Annotated in this window: 24 protein-coding genes and 2 other annotated features; of the genes, 5 read left to right on the plus strand and 19 right to left on the minus strand. The window is 42.9% G+C overall.

Going from position 1 to position 25,298, the window contains the following annotated elements:
- Positions 1-211: 211 nt before the first annotated feature.
- On the plus strand, positions 212-1,570 hold the full coding sequence (locus PGU50_RS02200; protein ID WP_117835228.1) for a spore germination protein: 1,359 nt from the start codon (positions 212-214) through the stop codon (positions 1,568-1,570).
- 349 nt (positions 1,571-1,919) lie between these two features.
- Here the strand turns inward: PGU50_RS02200 and PGU50_RS02205 are convergent, their stop codons facing one another.
- The 7 genes from PGU50_RS02205 to PGU50_RS02235 form a co-directional block, all read right to left on the minus strand.
- Positions 1,920-2,435 (minus strand): deoxyuridine 5'-triphosphate nucleotidohydrolase, encoded by a 516-nt coding sequence (locus tag PGU50_RS02205; RefSeq protein WP_008374818.1) that lies wholly within the window; start codon positions 2,433-2,435, stop codon positions 1,920-1,922.
- Positions 2,419-2,916, minus strand: a complete 498-nt coding sequence (gene nrdG, locus PGU50_RS02210; protein ID WP_008374816.1) for an anaerobic ribonucleoside-triphosphate reductase activating protein — start codon at positions 2,914-2,916, stop codon at positions 2,419-2,421. Before nrdG ends, PGU50_RS02205 begins: the two co-directional genes overlap by 17 nt.
- Positions 2,917-5,049 carry an anaerobic ribonucleoside-triphosphate reductase gene (nrdD, locus tag PGU50_RS02215; protein WP_117823054.1) on the minus strand — a complete coding sequence of 711 codons (2,133 nt, stop codon included), beginning with the start codon at positions 5,047-5,049 and terminating at the stop codon, positions 2,917-2,919.
- Positions 5,050-5,390: 341 nt separating this feature from the next.
- A complete protein-coding gene (locus PGU50_RS02220; protein WP_008374812.1) occupies positions 5,391-6,164 on the minus strand; it encodes an ABC transporter ATP-binding protein in 774 nt (257 codons plus the stop codon).
- Complete coding sequence (locus tag PGU50_RS02225) at positions 6,151-7,038, minus strand: ABC transporter permease (RefSeq protein ID WP_270246070.1); 888 nt, start codon at positions 7,036-7,038, stop codon at positions 6,151-6,153. The genes PGU50_RS02220 and PGU50_RS02225 overlap by 14 nt, the downstream gene beginning before the upstream one ends.
- A gap of 30 nt (positions 7,039-7,068) precedes the next feature.
- Positions 7,069-8,088, minus strand: coding sequence for an ABC transporter substrate-binding protein (locus tag PGU50_RS02230; protein WP_055158460.1), 1,020 nt, complete (start codon positions 8,086-8,088; stop codon positions 7,069-7,071).
- 182 nt (positions 8,089-8,270) lie between these two features.
- Positions 8,271-8,521, minus strand: a binding site (T-box leader).
- 71 nt (positions 8,522-8,592) lie between these two features.
- The gene (locus PGU50_RS02235; RefSeq protein ID WP_117823050.1) at positions 8,593-8,886 is read right to left on the minus strand and encodes a hypothetical protein; all 294 of its coding nucleotides are present in this window, start codon (positions 8,884-8,886) and stop codon (positions 8,593-8,595) included.
- Positions 8,887-9,011: 125 nt separating this feature from the next.
- On the opposite strand from PGU50_RS02235, the gene PGU50_RS02240 reads away from it, so the two are divergent.
- Entirely contained in the window at positions 9,012-9,359 is a 348-nt protein-coding gene (locus tag PGU50_RS02240; protein ID WP_117556257.1) for a helix-turn-helix domain-containing protein, read from the plus strand.
- Between the two features lie 150 nt (positions 9,360-9,509).
- On the opposite strand, the gene PGU50_RS02245 is transcribed toward PGU50_RS02240, so the two are convergent.
- From PGU50_RS02245 to PGU50_RS02280, 8 genes are all read right to left on the minus strand, one after another.
- The gene (locus PGU50_RS02245; RefSeq protein ID WP_117556259.1) at positions 9,510-10,382 is read right to left on the minus strand and encodes a bifunctional 5,10-methylenetetrahydrofolate dehydrogenase/5,10-methenyltetrahydrofolate cyclohydrolase; all 873 of its coding nucleotides are present in this window, start codon (positions 10,380-10,382) and stop codon (positions 9,510-9,512) included.
- A gap of 25 nt (positions 10,383-10,407) precedes the next feature.
- Positions 10,408-11,037, minus strand: coding sequence for a cyclodeaminase/cyclohydrolase family protein (locus tag PGU50_RS02250; RefSeq protein ID WP_055246961.1), 630 nt, complete (start codon positions 11,035-11,037; stop codon positions 10,408-10,410).
- Positions 11,038-11,152: 115 nt separating this feature from the next.
- A complete protein-coding gene (gene metA, locus PGU50_RS02255) occupies positions 11,153-12,079 on the minus strand; it encodes a homoserine O-acetyltransferase MetA (protein ID WP_118198437.1) in 927 nt (308 codons plus the stop codon).
- A 6-nt stretch (positions 12,080-12,085) separates the two neighbouring features.
- Positions 12,086-13,468 (minus strand): AI-2E family transporter, encoded by a 1,383-nt coding sequence (locus PGU50_RS02260; protein ID WP_270246071.1) that lies wholly within the window; start codon positions 13,466-13,468, stop codon positions 12,086-12,088.
- Positions 13,469-13,775: 307 nt separating this feature from the next.
- Complete coding sequence (locus tag PGU50_RS02265; protein WP_117556263.1) at positions 13,776-14,096, minus strand: DUF1540 domain-containing protein; 321 nt, start codon at positions 14,094-14,096, stop codon at positions 13,776-13,778.
- A gap of 76 nt (positions 14,097-14,172) precedes the next feature.
- The gene (gene thrS / locus PGU50_RS02270; RefSeq protein ID WP_270246072.1) at positions 14,173-16,104 is read right to left on the minus strand and encodes a threonine--tRNA ligase; all 1,932 of its coding nucleotides are present in this window, start codon (positions 16,102-16,104) and stop codon (positions 14,173-14,175) included.
- 37 nt (positions 16,105-16,141) lie between these two features.
- The gene (locus tag PGU50_RS02275; RefSeq protein ID WP_270246073.1) at positions 16,142-17,005 is read right to left on the minus strand and encodes an aldo/keto reductase; all 864 of its coding nucleotides are present in this window, start codon (positions 17,003-17,005) and stop codon (positions 16,142-16,144) included.
- 51 nt (positions 17,006-17,056) lie between these two features.
- Positions 17,057-17,267 (minus strand) — a binding site (T-box leader).
- Between the two features lie 69 nt (positions 17,268-17,336).
- The gene (locus PGU50_RS02280; RefSeq protein WP_022220547.1) at positions 17,337-17,846 is read right to left on the minus strand and encodes an SEC-C metal-binding domain-containing protein; all 510 of its coding nucleotides are present in this window, start codon (positions 17,844-17,846) and stop codon (positions 17,337-17,339) included.
- A 136-nt stretch (positions 17,847-17,982) separates the two neighbouring features.
- Between PGU50_RS02280 and PGU50_RS02285 the strand changes: the two genes are divergently transcribed.
- Positions 17,983-18,204, plus strand: coding sequence for a hypothetical protein (locus tag PGU50_RS02285; RefSeq protein WP_022220548.1), 222 nt, complete (start codon positions 17,983-17,985; stop codon positions 18,202-18,204).
- Positions 18,205-18,208: 4 nt separating this feature from the next.
- Here the strand turns inward: PGU50_RS02285 and PGU50_RS02290 are convergent, their stop codons facing one another.
- Positions 18,209-18,367: a hypothetical protein gene (locus PGU50_RS02290; protein WP_008374787.1), complete on the minus strand. Its 159-nt coding sequence runs from the start codon at positions 18,365-18,367 to the stop codon at positions 18,209-18,211.
- A gap of 268 nt (positions 18,368-18,635) precedes the next feature.
- On the opposite strand from PGU50_RS02290, the gene asnA reads away from it, so the two are divergent.
- Entirely contained in the window at positions 18,636-19,646 is a 1,011-nt protein-coding gene (asnA, locus tag PGU50_RS02295) for an aspartate--ammonia ligase (protein WP_008374783.1), read from the plus strand.
- An 86-nt stretch (positions 19,647-19,732) separates the two neighbouring features.
- Here the strand turns inward: asnA and PGU50_RS02300 are convergent, their stop codons facing one another.
- Positions 19,733-21,016, minus strand: coding sequence for an adenylosuccinate synthase (locus tag PGU50_RS02300; protein ID WP_117823944.1), 1,284 nt, complete (start codon positions 21,014-21,016; stop codon positions 19,733-19,735).
- Between the two features lie 218 nt (positions 21,017-21,234).
- A complete protein-coding gene (cls, locus tag PGU50_RS02305) occupies positions 21,235-22,821 on the minus strand; it encodes a cardiolipin synthase (RefSeq protein WP_181974492.1) in 1,587 nt (528 codons plus the stop codon).
- 250 nt (positions 22,822-23,071) lie between these two features.
- On the opposite strand from cls, the gene PGU50_RS02310 reads away from it, so the two are divergent.
- A complete protein-coding gene (locus tag PGU50_RS02310) occupies positions 23,072-23,401 on the plus strand; it encodes a hypothetical protein (RefSeq protein WP_270246074.1) in 330 nt (109 codons plus the stop codon).
- 152 nt (positions 23,402-23,553) lie between these two features.
- Here the strand turns inward: PGU50_RS02310 and PGU50_RS02315 are convergent, their stop codons facing one another.
- Positions 23,554-25,218, minus strand: a complete 1,665-nt coding sequence (locus PGU50_RS02315) for a glutamine--tRNA ligase/YqeY domain fusion protein (RefSeq protein ID WP_195250380.1) — start codon at positions 25,216-25,218, stop codon at positions 23,554-23,556.
- Positions 25,219-25,298 lie beyond the last annotated feature (80 nt).

The raw sequence follows: 25,298 nt of genomic DNA on the forward strand, positions 1-25,298 counted from the left end.
AATTATGTACAGTATACCCTCTTTTCCGCAAGATAGCAAAATCTTTTTCCCATGCTAAAAAAATCTTAAGTTTCTTAATAACTTTTGTCATAATCCGGTATATTTTCCTTTTTTTGTGAAATGCTAAATCTATGCAGAATCCAGGCAGTAAAATATTTCCGGGATTCCAGATTTTCTTAACTTTAAATTATCTCTGAATGGAGGATTCAATATGGAAAAACATACTGTCAGTGCTTCCCTCACCGACAATACAAAATATATGAACCGGGCTCTTCCCGTAAAAAAAAGCTTTGATATTATCGAACGAACTCTGATCATCGGCGGACAAAATAGTGCCTTTTATTTTATTGATGGTTTCACCAAAGATGAAATCATACTGAAACTTATGGACTCCTTCCTCAATATTTCTGCCGATGATATGCCAGAGGATGCAACTTCCTTTTCTACAAGCTGCATCCCCTATGTAGAAGTTGATATTCTCGGTGACTTTGACAGCATTTTCAAAAATCTTCTGTCCGGTGTCACCTGTCTTTTTATTGACGGCTATGAAGCCGCTATTGCCATCGACTGCCGTACTTACCCGTCCCGCAGCATCGAGGAACCCGATAAAGACAAATCCCTGCGCGGTTCCCGTGATGGCTTTGTGGAAACAATCGTATTCAATACTGCCTTGATGCGCCGCCGGATCCGCGATCCGCATCTGATCATGGAAATGTATGAAGCCGGCACTTCCACACGCACCGACGTAGCTCTCTGCTATATGTCCGACCGTGTAGACCGCGAACTTCTGACCACGATCCAGAACAAACTGGAAGAAAGCAAATCCCAGGATCTGAAAATGAGCCAGCAATCTCTTGCGGAAGCTCTCTTTCAGCGCAAATGGTACAATCCATTTCCAAAATATAAATTTACCGAACGTCCAGACACAGCCTGCGCCTGCCTGATGGAAGGAAAAGTGATCATCCTTACTGATACCTCCCCATCTGCACTGATCCTGCCAACCTCCATCTTTGATATGATCGAAGAGGCAAATGATTACTACTTTCCGCCAATCACCGGAATCTACCTGAAAATATCCCGTGTACTGATCACACTGCTGACTGTCTTCATGGTTCCACTCTTTCTGCTCTTTATGCAGAACCCGGCATGGATACCGGAGATCTTCCGCTTCGTTCTGATCGAAGATACGGTCAACATCCCCCTGATCTTCCAGATCCTGATCCTGGAGCTTGCCATCGACGGACTCCGCCTCGCCGCCCTCAACACCCCCAGCATGCTCAGCACACCACTCAGCGTCATCGCCGGTATCGTCATGGGGGAATTCTCCGTCGAATCCGGCTGGTTCAACAGCGAGATCATGCTCTACATGGCATTCGTTTCCATCGCCAACTACACCCAGCCAAACTTTGAACTAGGCTACGCATTAAAATTCATGCGTCTCCTGCTCCTCATCCTCACCGCTATCTTCAACCTCCCAGGATTCCTCACAGGCTGCCTCATCGTCATCCTCTGTATCACCTTCAACAAAACCCTCTCCGGCCGTAGTTACCTGAACGTAAAATTAAACTAATCCCCTGTAGCCTGCAACAAAATTGCAGGCTACACCTACATAACCTTCACCTTTCCACAACTCCCCCTTCCCACCACTACCTAAATCTCCTCAACCGGTTATCAGTCCAGCCTTGTAAAAAAAACGCCTCTCTAATACAATAAATCCGGCAACCGGGATCAAAAAAATAGTGTTCAATTCACTTATTCTGCAATGGAGATGAAACTCAAAAATTGTGGAAGCCTTTGCTGACACAATTTTCGCTCTCAGAGGTTCATCGTAATGCCCTTGCACAATGGAATTGGACACCATTTTTTAATCCCGGTTGCCAATACAACCTATAATACCTTAGTCTCTCTTTTTTACACCCCTACTTCGTCGTACTTCCAAATCCCCCGTTTCTGACTGCTGTCGCATCGTCATCCACAGTAATTCCATACTCAACAAAAATCCCCTGCATAAAGCCTGTCCCTTTTCCAAGCTCTACCGTTTTATTCTCATTGGTATCATTCGTCAGTTTCGCAAAGATATGACCTTCATTATCAGAATAGAAATAATCGCTGTCAATAATTCCTACCGTATTATTCAGCTGCAGACGGAACTTGAATCCAAGTCCGCTTCTCGGATAGCATTTGAGCACCCAGTTTTCTTCCATTTCCACACGGATCCCTGTCGGGATCTTGATCGTCTTTCCCGGCTCGATCACAAAATCATCCGGTGCATAGAAATCATATCCTGCACTTCCTGCTGTTGCACGCTTCGGCAATTTGATTTCTTCATATAAAGCCTTGATCTGATCCTCTGTATACTGCTCACCAAAGGTATCCTTCCATCCTTCCATAAACTGTTCCAGACTTACTTTGTGAAATTTAGCAATTCTCTTCATGTAATACAATTTCTCCTTTTCCTAATGTCTCCGGTACGTTAATGACCATCTGGTTCGCGCTGCCTTTCCAGTGCAGATCCAGTTCTTTCTTCTCAACCTCGAATTCTCCGTCCACCAGAACGTCCAGATAATTTACAATATCCATATTCTTGATATCTTTCCATTCATAACCGGTGTAAAGCCAGATCGTCTTTGACGGAAATTTTTCTTTAATCTCTTTTGCCAGCATCATGACCTCATAGGCATTTGCCGAATGCAGCGGGTCGCCTCCACTGAATGTGATCCCACTGATATAATCCTTCTCCAGTTCTTCAAAAATCTCTGCCTTCGCCTTTTCATCGAAGAAAAGCCCACCATTTGGATCCCAGGTCACCGGATTGTGGCATTCCTTACAGCAATGGTCACATCCTGCAACCCAGAGGACAACCCGCAAGCCATCCCCGTTGAGCATATCATCTTTTGTTATATTATGGTAACGCATTTACATACTTTTCCTTTCCGCAATTTCTGCCATCTTGGCATCATTGAGTCTGGTATCTCCCTTGACTCTCGAATAAGACAGATATCCGTTCATACGGTCAATCTTTGTCAGATTCTTACTTCCACATACCGGACACACATCCATAGACAGCTCTTCATGACCGCAGTCATCACAGTAGGCAAGTGACAGATTAACACCCTCATAAAATCCCATATCCATTGCACGGCGTACCAGTGATTTGATAGCCTCTTTGTTATAATTGATCGGGTATTTTACATACTGGATCTTTCCACCGTTACACAGATCCCAGAAACGGTTTTCCAGATCCTGCTTTTCGATCGGTGTAATATCCTCGGTTACATGGCAGTGAAAACTGTTGCTCACATACGCCCTGTCCGATACATTTTCCACGATTCCATATTTTTTACGGAACTGCTGCACCTGCACACCACACAAATTCTCAGCCGGTGTTCCATAAATCGCATACAGATAGCCGTCTTCTTTTTTAAATTCATTGACCTTCATGTTGATATATTCCATGGTCTTGATGGCAAATGCTCCATCCTCTACCAGGGACTTTTTATTATAAAGCTGCTGGAATTCATTGAGCGCTGTAATTCCAAAGGAAGCGGTTGCCGATTTCAGCACCGGTTTAATCTTGTCATGGATCTTCAGATGTCCGCCATAGAAACCACCCTCACAGTAGGCAAGCGGATTCGTAGAAGCACGCAGCTCTCCGAGGTATTCGTAAGTACGGATATGAAGCTTCCGGATCAGTTCCAGGTAATAATCCAGTACTTCAAAGAAATCTCGGTTCTCCTGTCTGGATTTGGCAAGGATCATCGGAAGATGGAGACTGACCGCACCGATGTTGAACCTTCCGACAAATACCGGCTCATCCTTTTCGTCCACCGGATTCATACCGCCTCTTTCATACCATGGAGATAAGAATGCACGGCATCCCATCGGACTGATGACTTTTCCGTAGCGCTTGTAAATACTCGGCACATAGCCTTTTCCGGTAAGGCTGAGCCAGTCCGGATACATAGTCTTTCTGGAGCACTCAATTCCGGCTTCAAAAAGATCTTCTCCCGGCTTTCCAGGTCCATGTAAATTTTCATCATAAAGGAACACGATTTTCGGGAAAAGTACCGGTTTTTTATGTCCCGGCTTTCCCTGTCCTCCTGCTCTTACTTCCAGCATCGTCTTTGTGACAAGCTTTCCGTATTCGCTGATATCGGTTCCGCTGGTCATGGTAATAAATGGATAGTCTCCACGGCTTGAGGATACGGAGTTGAACTTATACTCCCATCCCTGGAATCCCTGCTCCATCTCTTTTTCCAGATCCTTCCAGGCAATCTCCTGTGCTACTTCTTCTGAAAGTCCGAGGCTTCTGTATTTGTTCAAATGATTTTCATGGGAACGCTTCGCATAAGGCTCCAGGATCTCATCTACGCTCGGCACGGTAAATCCTCCGTACTGCTGGCTTGCCGCACTCAGTACGATATCTCCGATCACATCAAATGCCGTATCCAGTGTCTTTGGCTCATTGTACCACAGATTTCCCATCTCAAATCCACCGGTCAGTACGCTTTTCACATCAAAGAGACAACAATTCATCGTATCTCTTCGGGCTGACATATCATGGATATAAATATATCCTTCCCGGATTGCCTGTAATTCTTCCACCGTCAGGAAAAATTTCTTATATAATTCTTTGTTCAGCTCATTGAAGATCAGGCTTCGCTTGGTCGATACCAGTGCACTGTCTGTATTACTGTTCTCTTTGTCCCCGATATACATGATCGACTGGCTTTTCTTATAAACCTCGTCAAGCATCTGCACAAAATCCTGCTTGTAATTCCGATAGTCCCGGTAACTTTTTGCCACGATCGGATTCACTTTCTCAAGCGCTCCCTCTACAATATTGTGCATCTCCGGAATCCGGATCTCATGCACTCCGAGTTCTTCTACCTTTTCTTCTACAAAATGACAGATAAAATCAATATCTTTCTGTGAAAATTTGATCAGTGCACGATATGCAGACTTATTGACTGCCACAACGACTTTTTGCACGTTAAATTCTTCTTTTGTCCCGTCTTTTTTTACAACTTTCACATTGTTTAAGCTCATCTTGTTCTCCTTTCTGATAACTACAATATATTGTATTCTATTTAAAATGTATACTATATCTTGACCGTTTTCCTCTATTTTAGCACTATCACAGCGAGAGCGTCAATCTGTGAAAATAACCAATTTTCCGACAGCCAGACAACCAAATCTTCTACAGGCATATTCCTGAAAATCCATTGACATTTTATACCGGACAGGCTTCTCCTTCTGTATTCAGACAATAGCCTTTCATTTTGAAAATCCTCGAATAATTTTTCCAAAACCTTTGGAGATACAAAAAGAGATAAGCCGAAACTGTTTCCTTTTCTGCTTATCTCTTTAATTCATAATCTTGTATTTTTTTAGTTTCCACACTCAATACTGATTTCATTGAACATCGTCAGGATTTCATCGATCGAGGTATCCTCTTTATCTTTTCCTGCCTTATCCATCACACAATGTCCCTGATGCATCATGATCAGACGATTACCGTATTCTACTGCATAGCGGAGATTGTGTGTGACCATAACCGTTGTCAGATTTTTTTCTTTTACAATCTTATCGGTCAGCTCCATGATCAGTTCTGCTGTCTTTGGATCCAGCGCAGCAGTATGCTCATCCAGGATCAAAAACTCGATTGGTGTCATCGTAGACATCAGCAGTGCCATCGCCTGGCGCTGTCCTCCGGAAAGTGATCCGACTTTGACATGAAGCTTATCTTCCAGTCCAAGACCAAGCTGGGCGAGCTGTTCTCTGTAATAATCAATACGTGCCTTATTCGTTCCCCGTCCAAGTCCGTAGAACCTTCCTTTATTGTCCGCAAGAGACATATTTTCCAAGATCGTCATGGACGGACAGGTTCCCATAGATGGATTCTGGTACACGCGTCCGATCTTCTGGTTTCTCTTGTATTCTTTTACCCTTGTGATATCTTTTCCATCGATCAGGATCTGTCCGGATTCTACCGGAATACTTCCGCAGATGATATTCAGCATCGAAGTTTTACCGGAACCGTTACTTCCTACTACGGATACAAATTCGCCCTGATTGATCGTCAGATTGAAGTCCTCAAAAAGACACATCTCATTGACTGTACCCGGATTATAATATTTGTGGATATTTCTAAGCTCCAGCATTCTTCTTCACCTTCTTCTTTCTCTCCATACTAAGCACCAGAATTACCAGGAATAATACGGCTGTGATCAGCTTCATATCCTGCGGTTCGAAGTTCTTCAGTGCGATTGCCACACAGGCCTTGTAAATGATAGAACCGATCAGTACAGCTGTCGTTGTTTTTACAAAACTGATTTTTTTGAAAATACTGGTTCCGATGATAACACTTGCAAGACCGATTACCATCGCCCCTGTACCACTGGAAATTTCAAATACACGTTCTTCCTGACAGAAAATACATCCCGCAAGCGAACACAGCCCGTTTGCGATCGCAAGTCCCAGGATTTTCACATTTCCTTCATCCTTTGCCATTGCAGTTACCAGTTTATCGTTATCTCCGACTGCGCGGAGCAGGTATCCGGACTTGGTATTCAGATAAAGGTCGAGAATGATTTTCACAATTAACGCAATGATCAGAATGATGAGCAATGTAGAGTAAGCGGAAAATCCTGACGGAAGCAGCTTATCCAGTGTATCATTTTTAAAGATTGTCTTCTGAGAAAACAATGGTACATTGGCTGTTCCTGCCACACGAAGGTTGATCGTCCAGAGCGCTGTCATCATAATGATACCTGAAAGCAGATCTCTTACCTTGCATTTGACATGGATCAGTCCGGTACAGATACCGGCTGCCACACCTGCTGCAAATGCAGCCGGAAGGGTCAGATACGGGTTCGCTCCTTTTGTGATCATAAGCGCCGTTATGGCAGCTCCTAATGGAAAGCTGCCATCTACGGTCAGATCTGGAAAATCCAGAATTTTGTATGTTATATAAATTCCCAATGCAAGGATTCCGTAAATCAGTCCCTGCTCCAAAATCGATACTGCAAAGCTCATTGCATTGCTCCTCACTTTTCTAATTCAAATTTAGTTTTCGCTGATAGAATCGTATGTCTCTACTGCGCTGTTTTTCAGATCGTCTTCCACTGTGATTCCAAGATTTTCTGCTACTTTTGTATTCAGGTAAAGTCCTGCTTCTGTGATCGTCTCAAATGGCATTTCAGATGCTTTCTTTTCTCCTTTGAGAACCTTTGCTGCCATCTTACCTGTCTGTTTGCCAAGTGCTACATAATCAAGACCTTCTGCTGCCAGGCATCCAAGCTTCACCTGTTCGATCTCACTTCCGAATACCGGGATATTTGCTGCATTTGCCTTATCCAGAATGGTTGCAAGCGAGCTTACTACCGTATTATCTGTCAGGTTGCTGATGCAGTCTACCTGTGACAGAAGATCGTCTGTTGCAAGTGCGATTTCTGATGTATTTGTAATTCCCTTTTCTACAAGTTCAAATCCATAGTCACCGACTTTTTCTTTGTATTCAGCAATTGCAGATACGCTGTTTGCCTCACTTGTTGTATAGAGGATACCAATCTTCTTCGCATCTGGAAGAAGTTCACGGATCATTTTCAGCTGTGCTTCAATCGGAAGTTTATCACTGGTTCCTGTGACTTCTCCAACCGGGTTCCCTTTATCATCTGCAAGCTCTGCTGCTTTCGGGTCTGTAACTGCAGTATAAATAACCGAAATATCCGTATCCATCGCAGCATTGTATGCTGTCTGTGCACTTGGTGTTGCGATTCCGCAGATCAGATCTACTTTATCGGATACAAAGCTGCTTGCGATCTGTGATGCAGTTCCCATATCTGCTGCCGAGTTCTTGTATTCAACATTCAGATTCTTTCCTTCCTCGATACCTTCTTCTTTCAGTCCCTCTAAAAATCCTTCACGGCAGTTATCTAAAGATCCGTGCTCTGCAAACTGGGAAATACCGATTGTATAGCTCTTTTCTCCATCTGCTGTCTTGGAATCCGACTTGCTTCCACATCCTGCCATCATTGTTGCTGCCATTGCCATTGTTAATAATACTGCGATTGTTCTCTTTTTCATAATTTTGTTCTCCTCTTCTTGATAAATAATTTTCTTTGTTAGCTTTCAAGAGAAGGTGTTTCTTGATTCCGCGCCGTACCACAACAGGAATACATATGTAACATCCTGCCGGAGACTTTTTATTTATTAGGAAGTCCCTTCGGAATTTCCTATGAAATAAAAAACGCCTCAATCCTTCTACGGATTGAGGCGACTAATATCTTCTACTAACGCGGTACCACTCAACTTTAACAGTTTCCTGTCCTCTTTTATGTACTAACATACATCCCTTATTGATAACGGGTTTGGTTCCCGACAAACCATACTCTCAATTGTCTGATTTCAGGCTGTCCTCGAAAGTCCATTCAATTATCAACTCCATACAGCAATCCCACCGCCTGCTGCTCTCTGTGATATCATTCGATAATCTACTCCTCTTTCTCAACGGTTTTACAATTTATGGTTAATATATTACCTCTTTATTCTCTGTTTGTCAACCTGATTTTTGGAATTTTTCAGATTTTTCTACTCTATTTCCTCCGCTCCCTGAAAAATATCCTGATAACATACTCCATAATTATCTAAAATCAATGAAAAGATTTTACGGTTCTTTTCATATTCCATCCCCAGTTCAAGATAGGCCTTAAGATGCAATAATGCCCCCAGAAGATAGACTCTGTCGTCTTCTGTTTTATAAAATTCATACAGACGGTAAATACTGATTATGAGGAGTTCTTCTTTATCCACTCCAAGTCTTTCACATTCATTCACCGCAAGCTTTATCGCCTCAAGATCTGTTCTGTACGATTCCCAATCCATTTCTCTACCCCCCTTTTTTTAATCATATTCTATCATGGCGTTTTTGTAAAGTTAACTTGCGTATAATATCATTCTTTTTTCAAATTGAAATGCTACACTACTTTTATGAAGGAGAGATAAACAGCATGGAAAAGAATTTCGGTATACGCGTTCGGCAGGCACGTCACAAAGCCGGTCTTACACAGGCAGCACTAGCAGAAAAACTAAATCTTGACGAGACAACGATAAGCCGGATTGAAAATGGCAGCCAGGCAACATCCTTTGCAACCATGCTTAATTTTTCAGAAGCATTAGATGTCAAATTTGATTATCTGATCTGTGACTACCTGGATGATTCAATTCATTCAAAGGATCCGATCAATGCCGAGATCCTGGATATGATCACACCGCTTCCTGATAATTATAAACGACTGATCCGTGATAATATCCGACAGTTGTTAGAAAAGATTCCACCAGAGATGGGCGAAAAATAAATGTAGTCTATGCCACCCCGGAGCCGGAGGAGAAAAAAATCCTATAGATTCAAGTTGAATCTATAGGATTTTTTCTCTTCCGGGGCGCTCTGGGTTACCGGTTGTAACTGTTCTTCGCCCATTTGTATTGTGTTCGACAGAGAGGCGGTGTTACCCTCTGCGTTGTCCGGGTTCGTTCTGACCTGTACGGGCGGCACGCAGCACGTGAGAGGCGAGTACAGAGGTTGTGACGTTTCCTACTCCTCCCGGAACCGGTGTGATATGGGATACTTTTTCCCGGACATTTTCGTAGTCCACATCTCCGCAGAGGGTTCCGTCTTCCAGTACGTTGATTCCGACATCCGCTACCACCGCTCCTTCGGCGATCATATCGGAGGTGATATGGTTTGCCCGTCCGATCGCAGCTACTATTATCTCTGCTTCGCGACATCTGTCCGCCAGATCTTTTGTGCGTGAATGGCAGATAGTTACAGTTGCATTCTGTCCAAGCATCAGCATGGAAAGCGGTTTTCCAACAACCATGCTTCTTCCGATGACGGTCACTCTTTTCCCCTGGAGTTCAATTCCATAGTGATTCATAATGTGCATCACTGCCTCAGAAGTGCAAGGCGCATAAGCAGTTCTGTCACCTTCGAATATTTTTGCAAGATTTACAGGACTCATTCCATCCATATCCTTTGCCGGGTCGATCATCTGTCTGATCTTCTCTACATCGAGCTGCTCCGGAAGCGGCTGGAACAAAAGAATCCCGTGAACCTCCGGATCTTTATTGATCTTACAGAAAGCATCCTCAAATTCTTCCTGTGAAATATCTTCTGGCAGTTCCGCAATGCGGCACTCGATTCCGATCATTTCCATTCTCTTTTTTGCTCCACGTTCGTAGGCAAGATCATTTTCTTTCGCTCCTACCCGAATGATCGTAAGGCATGGATTTACTCCCGCCGCATTCAACTCTTCTCTTTCTCTGATCAACTTTTCTTTCATGGCTTTTGCCACTTCAGCTCCTCGCATCTGTATGCTCATGTCTTCCTCCTGTCTGTCTTATCTGTTATGGTCTGATACCCTTAAGTACAGCATCATAAGTTGTCTCTTTCAGTTCTTTGCCTGTCGCAATCAGTTGATCAGCCAGATAATTCAGTCTTTCAGCTTCTTCCTGATCCTTCATCATCTTTGTATTGATAAAAATATTAAGAGAAGCTCCTTCAAGGGCTGCCTGTGCAAAGAGGATTGCAACTCCTGCATCGCTGACAGCAAGCCTGCTTCCTTTTTCCCCCAGCACCCGGATCATCTCCATAGTATCTACAATTGTTTTCATGATACACAGTGGTGCTTCTGCCGCATTTTTAAGTGCGGCCTCCATAACTTTTTCCTTCTCTGCCTGTTCTTCCTCTGTCTCTTTTGGCATTCTGTAAGCCTTTGCCAGTGGTTCAAAAGCCTCGGCATCTTCATCTACCATCCGGACCAGATCCTGCTTCTTCTGCTCAAGTTTTTCTCTTATCTCTAGAATTTCTTCTTCAACATCCGCATATTTCTTTTTTCCGACAGTCAGATTTGTAACCATAAGTCCCAAAGCTGATGCGAACGCTCCGACTGCTGCCGATGCACCGCCACCTCCCGGAATCGGTGCTGACGATGAGAGCTGTTCCAAAAAATCAGTTGTTTTCTGCTCCAATAACATATTTTTCCTCCCGCTTATTTTTGCTTTCCTATTATAGCAAAGGATTTCTCTTCTGAAACATAGTACTTTCTAATATGCCTTTCAGGATATCGGTATATGAAATTCTATCTGAATCCTAATGAAAATCCGGTGTCCCCACCATATCATACGGGGTTGCCTGGTAAACATAGTAATTCAGCCAGTTTGCATACATACAGTTACCATGTGCTCTCCATGTAAGAAGTGGCTTCTGTGTGCTGTCATTGTCTGGATAATAATTCTCCGGCATTTCAATCGGAAGTCCTTTGCTCAGATCCCGCTTATACTCCTGATCCAGTGTCACCCGGTCGTACTCCGGATGTCCCATCACAAAAATCTGTCTTCCATCCTGTGCCATGATAAGGTATGCTCCTGCCTTTTCCGACTCTGCCAGAATCATCAGTCTCTCATCTGCACGGATCTTCTCAATCGGCACATCTGTATGTCTCGAATGCGGTGCATAAAATACATCATCAAATCCACGTACCAGAGGAATCTTACGGTTCATAACCTTATGTTCAAAGATACCGAAAAGCTTTTTGTCCAGCTGTACTTTATTAATCCCATAATGATAATAAAGTGCTGCCTGTGCTCCCCAGCAGAGATGGATCGTTGAAGTAACATGCGTCTTTGTCCACTCCATGATCTCTACAAGCTCTTCCCAGTAATCCACCTCTTCAAAAGGCATCTGCTCTACCGGTGCTCCGGTTATGATAAATCCGTCAAATTTCTGATCTTTTACATTTTCAAAATTCTCATAAAACCGGTTCAGGTGATTCGCTGAAGTATTCTTTGAAACATGATTTTTCACTGCCAAAAACACAATGTCAACCTGCAGCGGTGTATTGGAAAGGGAGCGCAGAAGCTGAAGTTCTGTATCCTCTTTCAGTGGCATAAGATTCAGAAGTCCGATCTTGATCGGACGAATGTCCTGATGAACCGCACGGTTCTCATCCATTACAAATATATTTTCTTTTTCCAGTATTTCTTTTACCGGAAGGTCATTCTGTACACGAATTGGCATTTCTGCTTACTTCCTCTCTTTTTTATTTTCCCCGTTTTTTACCGCTGTATCATTTTCTTCCGGATTTTCTCTGACAAATCTTCCGCTATCATCCACATAACTCTTTTCCCCATACTCCGAAGTCTGAAGCGGAAGCTTTTTCTTCTCCAGCAAATGATTGATCAGCATTGTAATAATATAATAAACTACTGCAAATGTAGGCACGCCCATGATCATTCCTACAAATCCAAACAGACCGCCTCCGAGCAGGATTGAAAATACAACCCAGAATGCAGATAATCCGGTCGAATTGCCCAAAATCTTCGGTCCGATCACATTTCCATCAAGCTGCTGCAGCACAAGAATGAAGATCAGGAAATACAAGCCCTTGATCGGATCATTCAGCAAAATCAGAACGGCACTCGGAATAGCACCGATATACGGTCCAAAGAAAGGAATGACATTGGTCACACCAACGATTACACTGATCAAAAGTATGTACGGCATCTTCAGGAGCGTAAGTCCAAAGAAGCAAAGCACCCCGATAATCATGGAATCAATGATCTTTCCAATAATAAATCCACCGAAAATCTCATTGCTTTTCTTTGTCAGATGCAGGATCATATTGGCATGATCTGTACGTAATACTGCATAGACGATCTTTTTACTCTGTGCAGAAAATGTTTCCTTACTGAACAGAATATAGACTGATACAATAAGACCAATCAGAAAATTCAGGATCTCACTGACAAAATTGATGATCCCAACCGTCAGGTTTGACATCACTTCATTAACTTTGGTTAAAAGATCCTGTTTGATCCAGTTCTGTAATGCATCCGATCCCTTTTCTAACAGGTTACGTGCCATGACTCCGGCAGGACTGGTATCTTTCTGGATACTTATGATCTTCGTAACCATATCACTGATCTGTCCCGGCAGAGTCTGAACCATGTCACGGATACTTTTATAAAGTTCCGGAATCAGCATATTGCACAGTGCCAGGATCAAAGCAAGCAGCATAACCAGCGCTGCAAAAACACCGACACTACGCGAAACCTTCTTTGCCTTTTCCTGAGACATTTTCTTTTTTAATTGTGGAATCAGCCACCGGTCAATCTGCTTTACGATTGGATTCAGCAAATATGCGATCACCATTCCGTATAGGATCGGCTTTAACACATCAATTACTTTACTGACACCTACTGATATATCATCTATTCGGAGTAACAGAAAATAAAAGATCACACAAGCTGCAATTACAAGAAAAAAGGTAAGCCCCTTCCTGAAATGAAGCAAAATCTTTGATGGTCCTCTGTTACCAAATTCCGGACGCTTCTCATAATACGCCGCCGATTTCTTCTCTTCCGGCTTCTCCGAAACCTCTTTCTCTACATTGTCTTTTTTTTCCATTTAATTTCCCTGTCTTTCTTCAAAAGTCTAGTTTTTATTATACCTTCTTTCTAACACCCCCGTCAACCTTCCCAACCATCCTTTTCACACCTTTTCTCTCAATCTTGCTCCGTCTTTTCTGAATCACGCTCCCACTTGCAGCTCCACAGCCCGAAGATGGCTGTGGAAACCGTCCTCCTCCCAAATCATTCAACTCTCTTTTGGTTAGTGCAATGAAGTCCTATCGATTTGTTTTCCATTTTCTTCGTCCCTTCCTCACAAACAAAAACGGGTGCAGGAGAAACTCTCCCACACCCATCAATCTCATCTACGCACATCCGCAACTGAAAGTTGCACATTCCGTCTCATCACAGCTGCATGCCTGGCTGCCCTCCACACTGATCTTTCCTGCATGGCACTGGCATTCCTTATTATACTGGCACTCCGTGGCCTTGCAGTCGATCTTGCTTGTCGGACCCGCCTCACCGGTCACATTGCTGTAGGTTCCGCTTTTTCTTTCTTCAAAGCTGTCACAGCTTGTCTCTGCAGCTTTCCGTGCAGATTTTCCTCCCACCGTAATTGCGTTCAGATCACAATAAAAATCTTTGTTGTGCATACATGTCTGTACTGTACATTTTAATTCAGGCATAATGTTACCTCCTTTTTGAAAATCAGTATCATTATGCCCGAAAATTTTATTTCTTATTCAGATTTTATTTAAATCTCTATTTGTCGTCTTCTTTTTTTACTTCTCTTGCTGTCTTGGCCTGGATCTCCATCTTGATTGCCGCAAGGAAGTCAGCCAGTGTCTTCTTTCCTTCATCCCCTTCAAAACGGCTTCTTACAGATACCAGTCCGTCCTCTTCTTCTTTTGCTCCGACAACCAGCATGTACGGGATCTTCTTCATCTGTGCTTCACGGATCTTGTATCCGATCTTCTCTGCACGTGTATCAATCTCTGCACGAACACCTGAATTGTTCAGTTCATCCAGAACCTTCTGTGCATAATCCATATATTTGTCTGAAATCGGAAGTACCTTAACCTGTACCGGTGCAAGCCATGTCGGGAATGCTCCCGCAAAATGCTCGATCAGGATACCGATAAATCTTTCGATCGATCCGAAGATTACACGGTGGATCATGATCGGACGATGCTTCTCACCATCTGCTCCTGTGTATTCAAGGTTAAATCTGAGCGGAAGCTGGAAATCAAGCTGGATGGTTCCACACTGCCATGTTCTTCCGATAGAGTCTTCCAGATGGAAGTCGATCTTCGGTCCGTAGAACGCTCCATCTCCTTCATTTACTACATATGGAAGTCCCAGATCATCCAAGGCTCCGCGAAGAGCTTCTGTAGCCATATCCCAGTCTTCATCACTTCCCATGCTGTCTTCCGGCCTTGTAGAAAGCTCTACATGGTATTTAAATCCAAAGAGGCTGTAAACTTCATTAATCAGTTTTACAACTCCTTTGATCTCATCACGAACCTGTTCCGGTGTCATGAAGATATGTGCATCATCCTGTGTGAAGCATCTTACACGCATCAGGCCATGGAGCTGTCCTGATTTTTCGTGACGGTGAACCAGACCAAGTTCTCCCATACGAATCGGAAGATCACGATAAGAACGTGGTTCTGATTCATATACAAGAATTCCACCCGGACAGTTCATCGGTTTGATTGCAAAATCTTCATCATCGATCACAGTTGTATACATGTTGTCTTTGTAGTGATCCCAGTGTCCTGATGTTTCCCAAAGATGACGGCTTAACATGATCGGTGAGGAAATCTCCACATAGCCTGCTTTTTTGTGGATCTCTCTCCAGTAATCAAGCAGCTGGTTCTTCAGTTCCATTCCTTTTGGAAGGAAGAATGGGAATCCTGGTCCTTCTTCTCTCATCATGAAAAGTCCAAGTTCTTTTCCAAGTTTTCTATGATCACGCTTCTTTGCTTCTTCCATCATATGCAGATATTCTTCAAGTTCTGCTTTCTTCGGATAAGAAGTACCATAAACTCTCTGAAGCATCTTATTTTTTTCACTTCCCCGCCAGTAAGCTCCTGCAAGGCTTGTAAGTTTGAATGCTTTTACCGGTTTTGTGCTCATCAGGTGCGGTCCTGCACAAAGATCTGTAAATTCTCCCTGTGAATAGAAACTGATCACAGCATCTTCCGGAAGATCTTCAATCAGTTCTACTTTATATGGTTCATCTTTTTCTTTGAAATATGCAATTGCCTCAGATCTTGGCATTGTATACTGCTTGATTGGAAGATCTTCCTTCACGATCTTCTTCATCTCAGCTTCGATTTTTTCCAGATCTTCTGCTACAAGTGGAGTCTCACGATCGATATCGTAATAGAATCCATCCTCAATAGAAGGTCCGATTGCAAGCTTTGTATCCGGGTACAGTCTCTTGATCGCCTGTGCCATAATGTGGGATGTTGTGTGACGGAATGCACCTTTTCCTTTTTCATCATTGAATGTAAGAATGTTCAGCTCACAGTCTTTGTCGATCACAGTTCTTAAATCAACAACTTCTCCGTCAACTTCTCCTGCTGTTGCAACCCTTGCAAGTCCTTCACTGATATCTTTTGCAATATCAATTACAGACATGCTCTGTGCATATTCTTTGCTTGATCCATCTTTTAATGTGATTTTCATAGTCTTTTTGTTCCTCTCTTTATTTTATAATTTCTGATTATACAACATTTTTCTGTGCAAGCTCCGGATCCGGATGTTCTCCTGACCATCCTGCCTGTGGCATAGTTGCCAGTCTCGATACATCCTCTTCGCTGATCTCAAAATGGAACAGATCCATATTCTGTTTCATCCGCTCCATCGAAGATGATTTCGGAAGCGGAATGATATCATTCTGAAGCAGGAATCTCAGACACAGCTGCGCCGGTGAAACCTGATACTTTCCGGCAAGTTCAAGGATCAGTCCATCTTCCAGAATCCGCCGTCTTCCGATCGGGCTCCATGCCTGCATCTGAATACCATGCTCTTTACAATACTGCACAGCTGCCTGCTGCATATAACCCGGATGCAGTTCCAGCTGATTGACAACTGGTTTTACAGTTCCATTCTCCAGAATGTTCTTAATATGGTGCGGAAGGAAGTTGCTGAGTCCAAGTCCCCGGATTTTCCCTTTTTTCTGAAGTTCTTCCATCGCCCTCCAGGTCTCAAGATCCAGTTCTTTCCAGTTCTCACAGTCAGCCGACGGTCTTGGCCAGTGGATCAGATAGATGTCCAGATAATCGGTACCAAGTCTTTTCAGACTCTTTTCTAATGCATCCTTTGTCTGCTGATATCCCATTTCATCTTTCCACATCTTGGATACAAGGAAGAAATCCTCTCTTGGAAGATTGCTTTCACGGATCGCCTGACCTACAAACTCTTCGGTCTGATAAAAGGATGCGGTATCAAAATAGCGATATCCTGCTTCTATGGCAGTCTTTAAAATCTCCACGTTATTCCCTTCTGCCGCTTTGTAGGTTCCAAAACCAACGCATGGGATTTTCATATCATTGTTCAACTTGAAACAATCGTAAATACTTTCCATCAGATCATCCTTTCTGTAAACTAAAAAACCTCTGCAACAGAAATATCTGCTGCAGAGGACGAGTTACTTTGTATACCCGCGGTTCCACCCCGCTTGTCCTGATTTCCAGGACCTCTTTGTGGATGATAACGGTATCCAGCCGGACTGTTTTACAGCCGCTCGGAGGTGGTCTTCAAACGCTTCTGTAATAAGAGGCTCTCAGCCTAAGACCTCTCTCTCTGGGATTCTTCCTGCGTTCTACTCTTCTCTTCATCGCATTTGCTAACATTATACCATGGGATTTTCATTTGTCAACACGTTCAAAAAATGTATTGAAAATTTCTATCAGAACCTATTTGTTCTTACCACAGCATTTTTTATATTTTTTACCACTTCCGCACGGACATGGATCGTTTGGATAAACTTTCTTTTCCACGTGGATTGTACGTGCGTTTTTCTGTTCTTTGTAAAGGACTTTTTTCTTTTCTTCTGTAAAGATCTTATCCCACTGTGGCAGTTCATACAGCCAGTCAGCTTTTGCATCTACCATATTCTTGTAAAGCAGTTCTTTATCAAAAGCAAGACTTACCTCAGTGTCCTCATCCATTGTCTCAATTGGATTAGCCACTTTCAGGCTGTCGTTGATTCCATCAAGGAATCCTGTCATTGTAAATACATTAATGCCATATTTTTCAGCAAGTTCCTTTACAGTTCCTTTTACTTCTTCGTCTGGATTCTCAAGCAGCTTTTCATAGATCTCTTTTTCAGTCTGGAAATAGGTTCCCCAGAACTTCTGCAGAGAAGCTTTATCCATCTCTTTCGAGTAAGCGGTATCTCTCCACTGTTCTAATAATGTACTCATACTGTAAATTCTCCTTTTTATTCTTTATCACTCCATATATCATACAGCATTTTTCGACTGTTTGCAAAACATTTTCTTGTAGAAATTGTTTTTTATCTATATAATAGAGATAAAGTATAGTACGAAGGTGGTTGTTATGAAAAAATTCAAGCGTTTTGCAGCTCTTATCTGTGCAATTCTTCTGTTCCTGATGTACGTCAGCACTCTGGTATTTGCATTTATCGACAAATCCAGATCATTAGGACTTCTGAAAGCATCTGTTGCCTGCACGATTCTTGTGCCGGTTATGAGTTACGCCTACATCCTGGTTTATCGTCTGATCCACAGGAATGATGACGACTTTCACAGTGAATATTAACATCTCATACATAAAGCTCTGCCATCATCCAGGCAGGGCTTTTCTCTTCGCCGAATCTGCCACCGAATCGTTTTTTCTCCTGTTCTCTGATCTTCTGTCTCTTATTTAGATATTCTTCCATGGAAATGACTTCCTGTGTGCTGATATTCTTCTCTTTCTGCATATCTTGTTACCTCCTGTCTACAGTTTTTTCGTCTGTCTGCCTTCTGGTATAAGCCTCATCCGGCATTTCCCCGACATCTTTAATATATGTTCTTATTTTCTGATTTATGACTTTTTCTTTTTTATTTTAAGAGTATAGCCGTGTTCTGTGACCTTACTATGGAGATTCTCTAAAAAAATCATAAGTTGTTTCTTAAGAAAATATGATTGACAACACCACGTCAATTCACTAAACTAGACATAGTGAGTAGTAAGAAAGGAAGAACATCATGAACAATTTGCAGATACCGGAGAATTACCATTCTCCACTTACGATCCGCGAGACTGAAGTGGCTATCAAAGAAGTAAAAGACCACTTTGAACGCGCACTTGCCAAATCTCTGCATCTGACGCGTGTATCCGCTCCTCTTTTCGTCCGCCCGGAATCCGGACTGAACGATAACCTGAACGGAGTAGAACGCCCGGTTGCATTTGGCATCAAAGAACAGGAAGACCGCGAAGTTGAGATCGTCCACTCTCTTGCAAAATGGAAACGTTACGCCTTAAAGCGCTACGGCTTTCATTCAGGAGAAGGACTTTATACTGATATGAGCGCTATCCGCCGAGATGAAGATACTGACAACATCCATTCCATCTATGTTGACCAGTGGGACTGGGAAAAAGTAATTTCCAAAGAAGAACGCAACATGGAGACACTGGAATACACCGTAGGAAAAGTATACAGTGCACTCAAAGAAACCGAAGCCTACATGGCACGCCGTTACAATTATATTGAAGAATTCCTTCCGGATGAAATCAGCTTCATCACATCCCAGGAACTGGAAACCATGTATCCTGACAAGACACCAAAGGAACGTGAATACCACTTTGCCAAAGCCAAAGGTGCCGTATTCATCAAACAGATCGGTAAGACCCTTGCCTCCGGACAGCGTCATGACGGACGTGCACCGGACTACGATGACTGGGAACTGAACGGTGATATCATCGTCTACTATCCGGTACTCGATATCGCACTGGAGCTTTCTTCCATGGGTATCCGTGTCGATGAAGATGCACTCCGCCGTCAGTTAAAGGAAGCCGGCTGCGAAGAACGCGCCGAGATGGATTTCCAGAAAGCATTACTGAACGGAAAACTTCCGTACACAGTCGGAGGCGGAATCGGACAGTCCCGAATCTGTATGTTCTATCTCCGCAAAGCCCACATCGGAGAAGTCCAGTCCTCCATCTGGCCGGACGACGTCCTCGAAGAAGCCGCATCCCGCGGAGTGTACTTACTGTAATACATAACCAACCATTATCACAATTTGATAATTCGCCATAAAAAAATGAGGCAGGACTAAAAAAGTCCTGCCCTATTTTTACATTCCTATTTATTTCTGAAGATGATATCATGTCTTCCCGGTCCATTAGAAACCATTGTGATCGGATATCCGATCTCTTTCTCGATAAATTCGATGTAGTTTCTGCAGTTCTCCGGAAGATCTTCGTATTTCTTGATTCCTCTGATGTCGCATTTCCATCCCGGAAGTGTCTTGAGTACTGGTTTTGCTTTCTCAAGAAGATGTGTTGTCGGGAATTCTGTTGTAACTTCTCCGTCAATCTCGTATCCTACACATACCGGAATTTCATCCAGGTATCCAAGTACGTCGACAACAGTAAATGCTACATCTGTAGTTCCCTGCATACGGCATCCATATTTGGATGCTACACAGTCAAACCATCCCATACGTCTCGGACGACCTGTTGTTGCGCCGAATTCTCCGCCGTCTCCACCACGTCTTCTAAGTTCATCTGCTTCTTCGCCAAAGATCTCACTTACAAAGGCACCTGCTCCTACTGCACTTGAGTAGGCTTTACATACTGTAACGATCTGTTTGATCTCATACGGCGGGATTCCGGCACCAATTGCACCGTAAGCTGCCAGTGTAGAAGAAGAAGTTACCATTGGGTAAATTCCATGATCCGGATCCTTTAATGTTCCAAGCTGTCCTTCAAGAAGAATTTCTTTACCTTCCTTGAGTGCTTCGTTAAGATACAGAGAAACGTTACATACATACGGTGCTACCATTTCTTTGTATTCCATCAGTTCCTTATATAAATCATCAGGATTGATTAACGGTTTGTGATACAGATGTTCCAACATGACGTTCTTCTGTTCTGCTATGCGGTTTACCTTTTCTCTAAGTTCAGCTTCATCCTCGAAAAGCTCACTGATCTGGAAACCAATCTTTGCATACTTGTCTGAATAGAACGGTGCAATACCAGACTTTGTAGATCCGAACGACTTTCCGCCCAGTCTCTCTTCCTCATATGCATCAAAATTCTTGTGATAAGACATCACCATCTGTGCACGGTCTGACACCAGAATCTTCGGCATCGGAACATCTCTGTCAATGATTGACTGGATTTCCTTGAAAAGAACCGGGATATCTACAGCGACACCATTGCCGATGATACTGGTTGTATGTCCGTAGAAAACTCCTGACGGTAATGTATGAAGAGCGAATTTGCCGTAATCATTGATAATTGTATGTCCGGCATTTGCTCCACCCTGGAAACGAATGATAATATCTGCTTTTTCGGCAAGCATATCTGTGATCTTACCTTTTCCTTCGTCTCCCCAGTTCGCACCTACTACTGCTTTAACCATAATAAATCCTCCTGCGTGTTCTTGGCTATCTGTGAAATATCTCCACAGTGTCATCCCTCTTTTCATCGGGATAACTCCTACTTATAAATATAATCAATGTCCCTTATAAAGACACCGATTGAATTATACTACATTTCAAATAAAAAGTACACTCTTATTTTCAGCTACTTCCCGAAAATTCCGTATTTTTCTTGATTTTATGCTCCGTAACAGTCTTGCTACATCAGCGGTGCCACAAGTCTTAAAACCTGACCGTATATTTTCACAAAAGTACTCCGGTTTCTGACCTCCGTCATCGTCACCTTCTGACATTTTGCCAGTGTATCCTGGAAGTCCTTTTCAATATCACGCACAACCGGATTGCGGTAAATGAAAACACCGCATTCAAAATGCAGATAAAGACTGCGGTAATCCAGATTGATACTGCCTACTGTCGCCGTATCATCGTCTGAAGTAAATACTTTTGCATGAACAAATCCAGGCGTATATTCATAGATCTCTACCCCACCTGCGATCAGTTCCTCATAATAAGTCTTCGCAAGATAAAATGCATACGGCTTATCTGGAATATGTGGCATAATAATCTGCACTTCTATTCCACCTTTTGCAGCTCTTGTCAGCGCATCAATCATCTCATTGTCCAGGATCAGATACGGTGTCATAATATGCACATACTTCTTCGCATGATTCAGAATGTGGAAATACACTTCTTCTCCTACATTTTCATGATCGAACGGACTGTCTCCGTATGGGATGATATAACCATCTTTGCGGCTGAATCCCGGCTGCTTTTCTGTCAGATACTTTGCATAATCCTCCGGCTGTCTCTCCGTAATATTCCACATCTGCAGGAACATCATGGTAAAACTCTGCACGGCATCACCTTCGATTTTGATCGCTGTATCTTTCCAGTGTCCGAACCGGACTTTCTTGTTGATATATTCATCTGCCAGATTGACACCTCCGGTAAATGCAACCTTTCCGTCAATCACACAGATTTTCCGGTGATCCCGATTATTCTGGCTGGTAGAAAGGATGGGTACGATCGGTCCAAATTCCTTGCACTGGATTCCATATTCCCGGAGCTGCTTCGGATACTCATACGGCAAAAGGCTGATACTGCAGGTTCCGTCATACATCAGGCGTACTTCCACGCCCTCTTTCACCTTTTTACGCAGAACCTCCAGAACAGTGTCCCACACATATCCTTCTCCGATAATAAAATATTCCATGAAAATAAATTTTTCTGCCTTATTCAGTTCTTCGATCAGAACCGGAAATTTGTCATCTCCCAGTGGAAAATACTGTGCCTGTGAGTTCCCATAAGTCGGAAATCCCACCTGGTTATAAAGGAAATGTGACAGATTGGCGTTTGCAACCCTTCCACCTTTCATCGCATGGACGACATATTCATTCTGCTGCATATAAGGTTCAGTCTCCACTCGAAGCTTCTCCAGTCTGGCACCCAGATATTTGGTTCCGATTCCTGCTTTTGTAAACAGATAAAATCCAACTCCGACCACCGGGACAAGGAACACAAACAGGATCCACGTCATCTTAAACGCCGGATTCCCTTTTTCATTGAAAATATAAATCGCTGTGATAAAAGAAAGAAGCGATATCACTCCGTTCATATAGGTACTGTAATTTCCCAGATATGTAAAAGTGAGAACCATAATACCAATCTGAAGAAGAATCAGCAGAAGAATAATCGCGGTATGGCTGTACACTGCACCAAATACTTTTGTCTTGGCACGTTCTTTGACTGTCTTACTGGTATCATGGTATTTTGTAATTTCTCTCATGCGCGGTCTTCCTCTCTTTAGATACTATTTTATATCGTAACACAATTTTTATTCTTTCACAACATTCCAGCTGCTTATAATCGTACAACACTTCCTTATTTTTGTTGTTTTTCTGGTTCTTTTATAAATATTTTACTTTCCCTTTTCAAATAAAAGTATTACAATAAAATTATTCATGTATACTATATTTCATGACGAACTATCTCATCTGCCATATCTGACAGGACGAGATCAAGAAAGGAGCAGCAACATGGCTAAAAATTTTGGTAAAATCCTGCTCGGACTGACTGCCGCAGGCGCAGTTGGTGCCGGTGCATATTACTGGTTAAAGAACCGACATAATGAAGAACCGGAAGACGAGTTCGATGACTCTTTTGAAGAGGATGATTTTGAACTGGATGATGATCTTGGCGAAGTGCCTGAGCGTGGTTACACAACTCTTACTCCATCTTCTGCAAAGGAAGAAACCTCTGAAGAGTCTAAAGAAAAAACTGACGATGCAGAAGCCGGACCAGAAGCCGCTTCCCAGACACCGGAAACTGATTCCGAAGAATCCGATCCGGCTTCAGAAGAAGTTTAAGAAAGAACTTTTCTTACAGCTTATCATTTTCTGCATAAAACCAAAACCCGGAAGAATTTTTCATTCTTACCGGGTTTTTCATTGCCATTTCTTTTCAAAAACTGTCGACTAACACATTATTTACAATTAAATTCTGAGCAAGACTGCTTTCTTTATTTTGGCAGCTTGAATGAACTCTTCAGCGAAACGATTCTGTTAAATACCAGATGTTCTTTAGACGAATCATGAGAATCCACGCAAAAATATCCCTGACGTACAAACTGGAAGCTATCATATGCTTTTGCATCTGCAAAATTTGATTCTACAAAGATTTCTTTCTCTGCAAGAGAATTCGGATTCAGGTTCAGGGAACCGTCTTCTTTATTGTAGACACCCTTTTCTTCGTCGATCAGGTTCTCATACAGTCTTACGGTTGCCGGAAGTGCTGTACTTGCCTCTACCCAGTGGATCGTTCCTTTTACTTTTCTTCCTGTGAATCCGGAACCACTCTTTGTCTCTGGATCATAAGTACAATGTACAACAGTTACATTACCGTCTTCATCCTTTTCAAATCCTGTACAGGTTACGAAGTAAGCATTCATCAGACGTACTTCGTTGCCTGGGAACAGACGGAAATATTTCTTCGGAGGCTCTTCCATAAAGTCTTCTCTCTCAATATAAAGCTCTCTTCCAAATGGAAGCTGACGGCTTCCAAGTTCTTCATTCTCAAGATTATTCGGTGCATCCAGATATTCAATCTGTCCTTCCGGATAGTTATCGATCACAAGCTTGATCGGATCAAGGACTGCCATCATACGTGCTCTCTTAAGCTTCAGATCCTCACGGATACAGTATTCGAGCATTGCATAATCTACAGAGCTCTGCGCTTTGGAAACTCCGCACAGGTCAACGAACATCTTGATAGATTCCGGTGTGAATCCACGGCGACGAAGTGCTGCGATGGAAACCAGTCTCGGATCATCCCAGCCATCCACAATCTTATCTTCTACAAGTTTCTTGATATAACGCTTTCCTGTAACTACGTTCGTCAGATATAATTTTGCAAATTCGATCTGACGCGGTGGATTTGCAAATTCACATTCTCTTACTACCCAGTCATAAAGCGGTCTGTGATCTTCAAATTCCAGTGTACAGATAGAATGAGTGATTCCTTCGATCGCATCCTCGATCGGATGTGCAAAGTCATACATCGGGTAGATGCACCACTTATCACCGGTATTATGATGTGTCATACGGGCTACACGGTAGAGGATCGGATCTCTCATATTGATATTCGGTGATGCCATATCTATCTTCGCACGGAGAACCTTCTCTCCGTCTGCATACTTGCCTGCACGCATATTTTCAAAAAGCTCCAGGTTTTCTTCCACACTTCTGTCACGGTACGGGCTGTCCTTTCCCGGCTCTGTCAGAGTTCCTCTGTACTCTCGGATCTGATCCGCTGTCAGGTCACAGACATAAGCTTTTCCTTTCTTGATCAGTTTGATCGCATACTCATACATCTGATCAAAATAATCAGATGCAAAGTAAAGGTGATCTCCCCAGTCAGCACCCAGCCACTTGATATCCGCTTTGATAGACTCAACGAACTCTGTCTTTTCCTTTGTCGGGTTGGTATCGTCAAAACGCATATGGAAAGTTCCGTTATACTTCTGTGCAAGTCCGTAGTTTAAAAGGATAGACTTTGCATGTCCGATGTGAAGGTATCCGTTCGGTTCCGGTGGGAAACGGGTACATACATGATCGTATACGCCTTCTGCAAGATCTTTTTCAATTTCCTGTTCTATAAAATTCTTTGATACAGCTTCTTCTGCCATTGAAGTTCCTCCTCGCATCTCTCTATTACTTCATAATCTGCCATTATATGGCAGTCTTTTTTTGTCATGCATCTCAATCA

It is taken from the genome of Coprococcus sp. AM11-30B (assembly GCF_027674365.1).
GTDB lineage: Bacteria > Bacillota > Clostridia > Lachnospirales > Lachnospiraceae > Allocoprococcus > Allocoprococcus comes.

Coding starts and splice junctions, on each gene's coding strand:
- PGU50_RS02240 (WP_117556257.1), top strand. CDS start 9,012: ATGGAAAAGAATTTCGGTATACGCGTTCGGCAGGCACGTCACAAAGCC.
- PGU50_RS02200 (WP_117835228.1), top strand. CDS start 212: ATGGAAAAACATACTGTCAGTGCTTCCCTCACCGACAATACAAAATAT.
- PGU50_RS02290 (WP_008374787.1), bottom strand. CDS start 18,367: ATGCAGAAAGAGAAGAATATCAGCACACAGGAAGTCATTTCCATGGAA.
- PGU50_RS02245 (WP_117556259.1), bottom strand. CDS start 10,382: ATGAGCATACAGATGCGAGGAGCTGAAGTGGCAAAAGCCATGAAAGAA.
- PGU50_RS02300 (WP_117823944.1), bottom strand. CDS start 21,016: ATGGTTAAAGCAGTAGTAGGTGCGAACTGGGGAGACGAAGGAAAAGGT.
- PGU50_RS02230 (WP_055158460.1), bottom strand. CDS start 8,088: ATGAAAAAGAGAACAATCGCAGTATTATTAACAATGGCAATGGCAGCA.
- PGU50_RS02280 (WP_022220547.1), bottom strand. CDS start 17,846: ATGAGTACATTATTAGAACAGTGGAGAGATACCGCTTACTCGAAAGAG.
- cls (WP_181974492.1), bottom strand. CDS start 22,821: ATGAGAGAAATTACAAAATACCATGATACCAGTAAGACAGTCAAAGAA.
- PGU50_RS02260 (WP_270246071.1), bottom strand. CDS start 13,468: ATGGAAAAAAAAGACAATGTAGAGAAAGAGGTTTCGGAGAAGCCGGAA.
- PGU50_RS02315 (WP_195250380.1), bottom strand. CDS start 25,218: ATGGCAGAAGAAGCTGTATCAAAGAATTTTATAGAACAGGAAATTGAA.
- PGU50_RS02265 (WP_117556263.1), bottom strand. CDS start 14,096: ATGCCTGAATTAAAATGTACAGTACAGACATGTATGCACAACAAAGAT.
- thrS (WP_270246072.1), bottom strand. CDS start 16,104: ATGAAAATCACATTAAAAGATGGATCAAGCAAAGAATATGCACAGAGC.
- nrdD (WP_117823054.1), bottom strand. CDS start 5,049: ATGAGCTTAAACAATGTGAAAGTTGTAAAAAAAGACGGGACAAAAGAA.
- PGU50_RS02205 (WP_008374818.1), bottom strand. CDS start 2,435: ATGAAGAGAATTGCTAAATTTCACAAAGTAAGTCTGGAACAGTTTATG.
- PGU50_RS02285 (WP_022220548.1), top strand. CDS start 17,983: ATGAAAAAATTCAAGCGTTTTGCAGCTCTTATCTGTGCAATTCTTCTG.
- PGU50_RS02225 (WP_270246070.1), bottom strand. CDS start 7,038: ATGAGCTTTGCAGTATCGATTTTGGAGCAGGGACTGATTTACGGAATC.
- PGU50_RS02250 (WP_055246961.1), bottom strand. CDS start 11,037: ATGTTATTGGAGCAGAAAACAACTGATTTTTTGGAACAGCTCTCATCG.
- PGU50_RS02235 (WP_117823050.1), bottom strand. CDS start 8,886: ATGGATTGGGAATCGTACAGAACAGATCTTGAGGCGATAAAGCTTGCG.
- PGU50_RS02220 (WP_008374812.1), bottom strand. CDS start 6,164: ATGCTGGAGCTTAGAAATATCCACAAATATTATAATCCGGGTACAGTC.
- nrdG (WP_008374816.1), bottom strand. CDS start 2,916: ATGCGTTACCATAATATAACAAAAGATGATATGCTCAACGGGGATGGC.
- asnA (WP_008374783.1), top strand. CDS start 18,636: ATGAACAATTTGCAGATACCGGAGAATTACCATTCTCCACTTACGATC.
- PGU50_RS02275 (WP_270246073.1), bottom strand. CDS start 17,005: ATGGAAAGTATTTACGATTGTTTCAAGTTGAACAATGATATGAAAATC.
- metA (WP_118198437.1), bottom strand. CDS start 12,079: ATGCCAATTCGTGTACAGAATGACCTTCCGGTAAAAGAAATACTGGAA.
- PGU50_RS02310 (WP_270246074.1), top strand. CDS start 23,072: ATGGCTAAAAATTTTGGTAAAATCCTGCTCGGACTGACTGCCGCAGGC.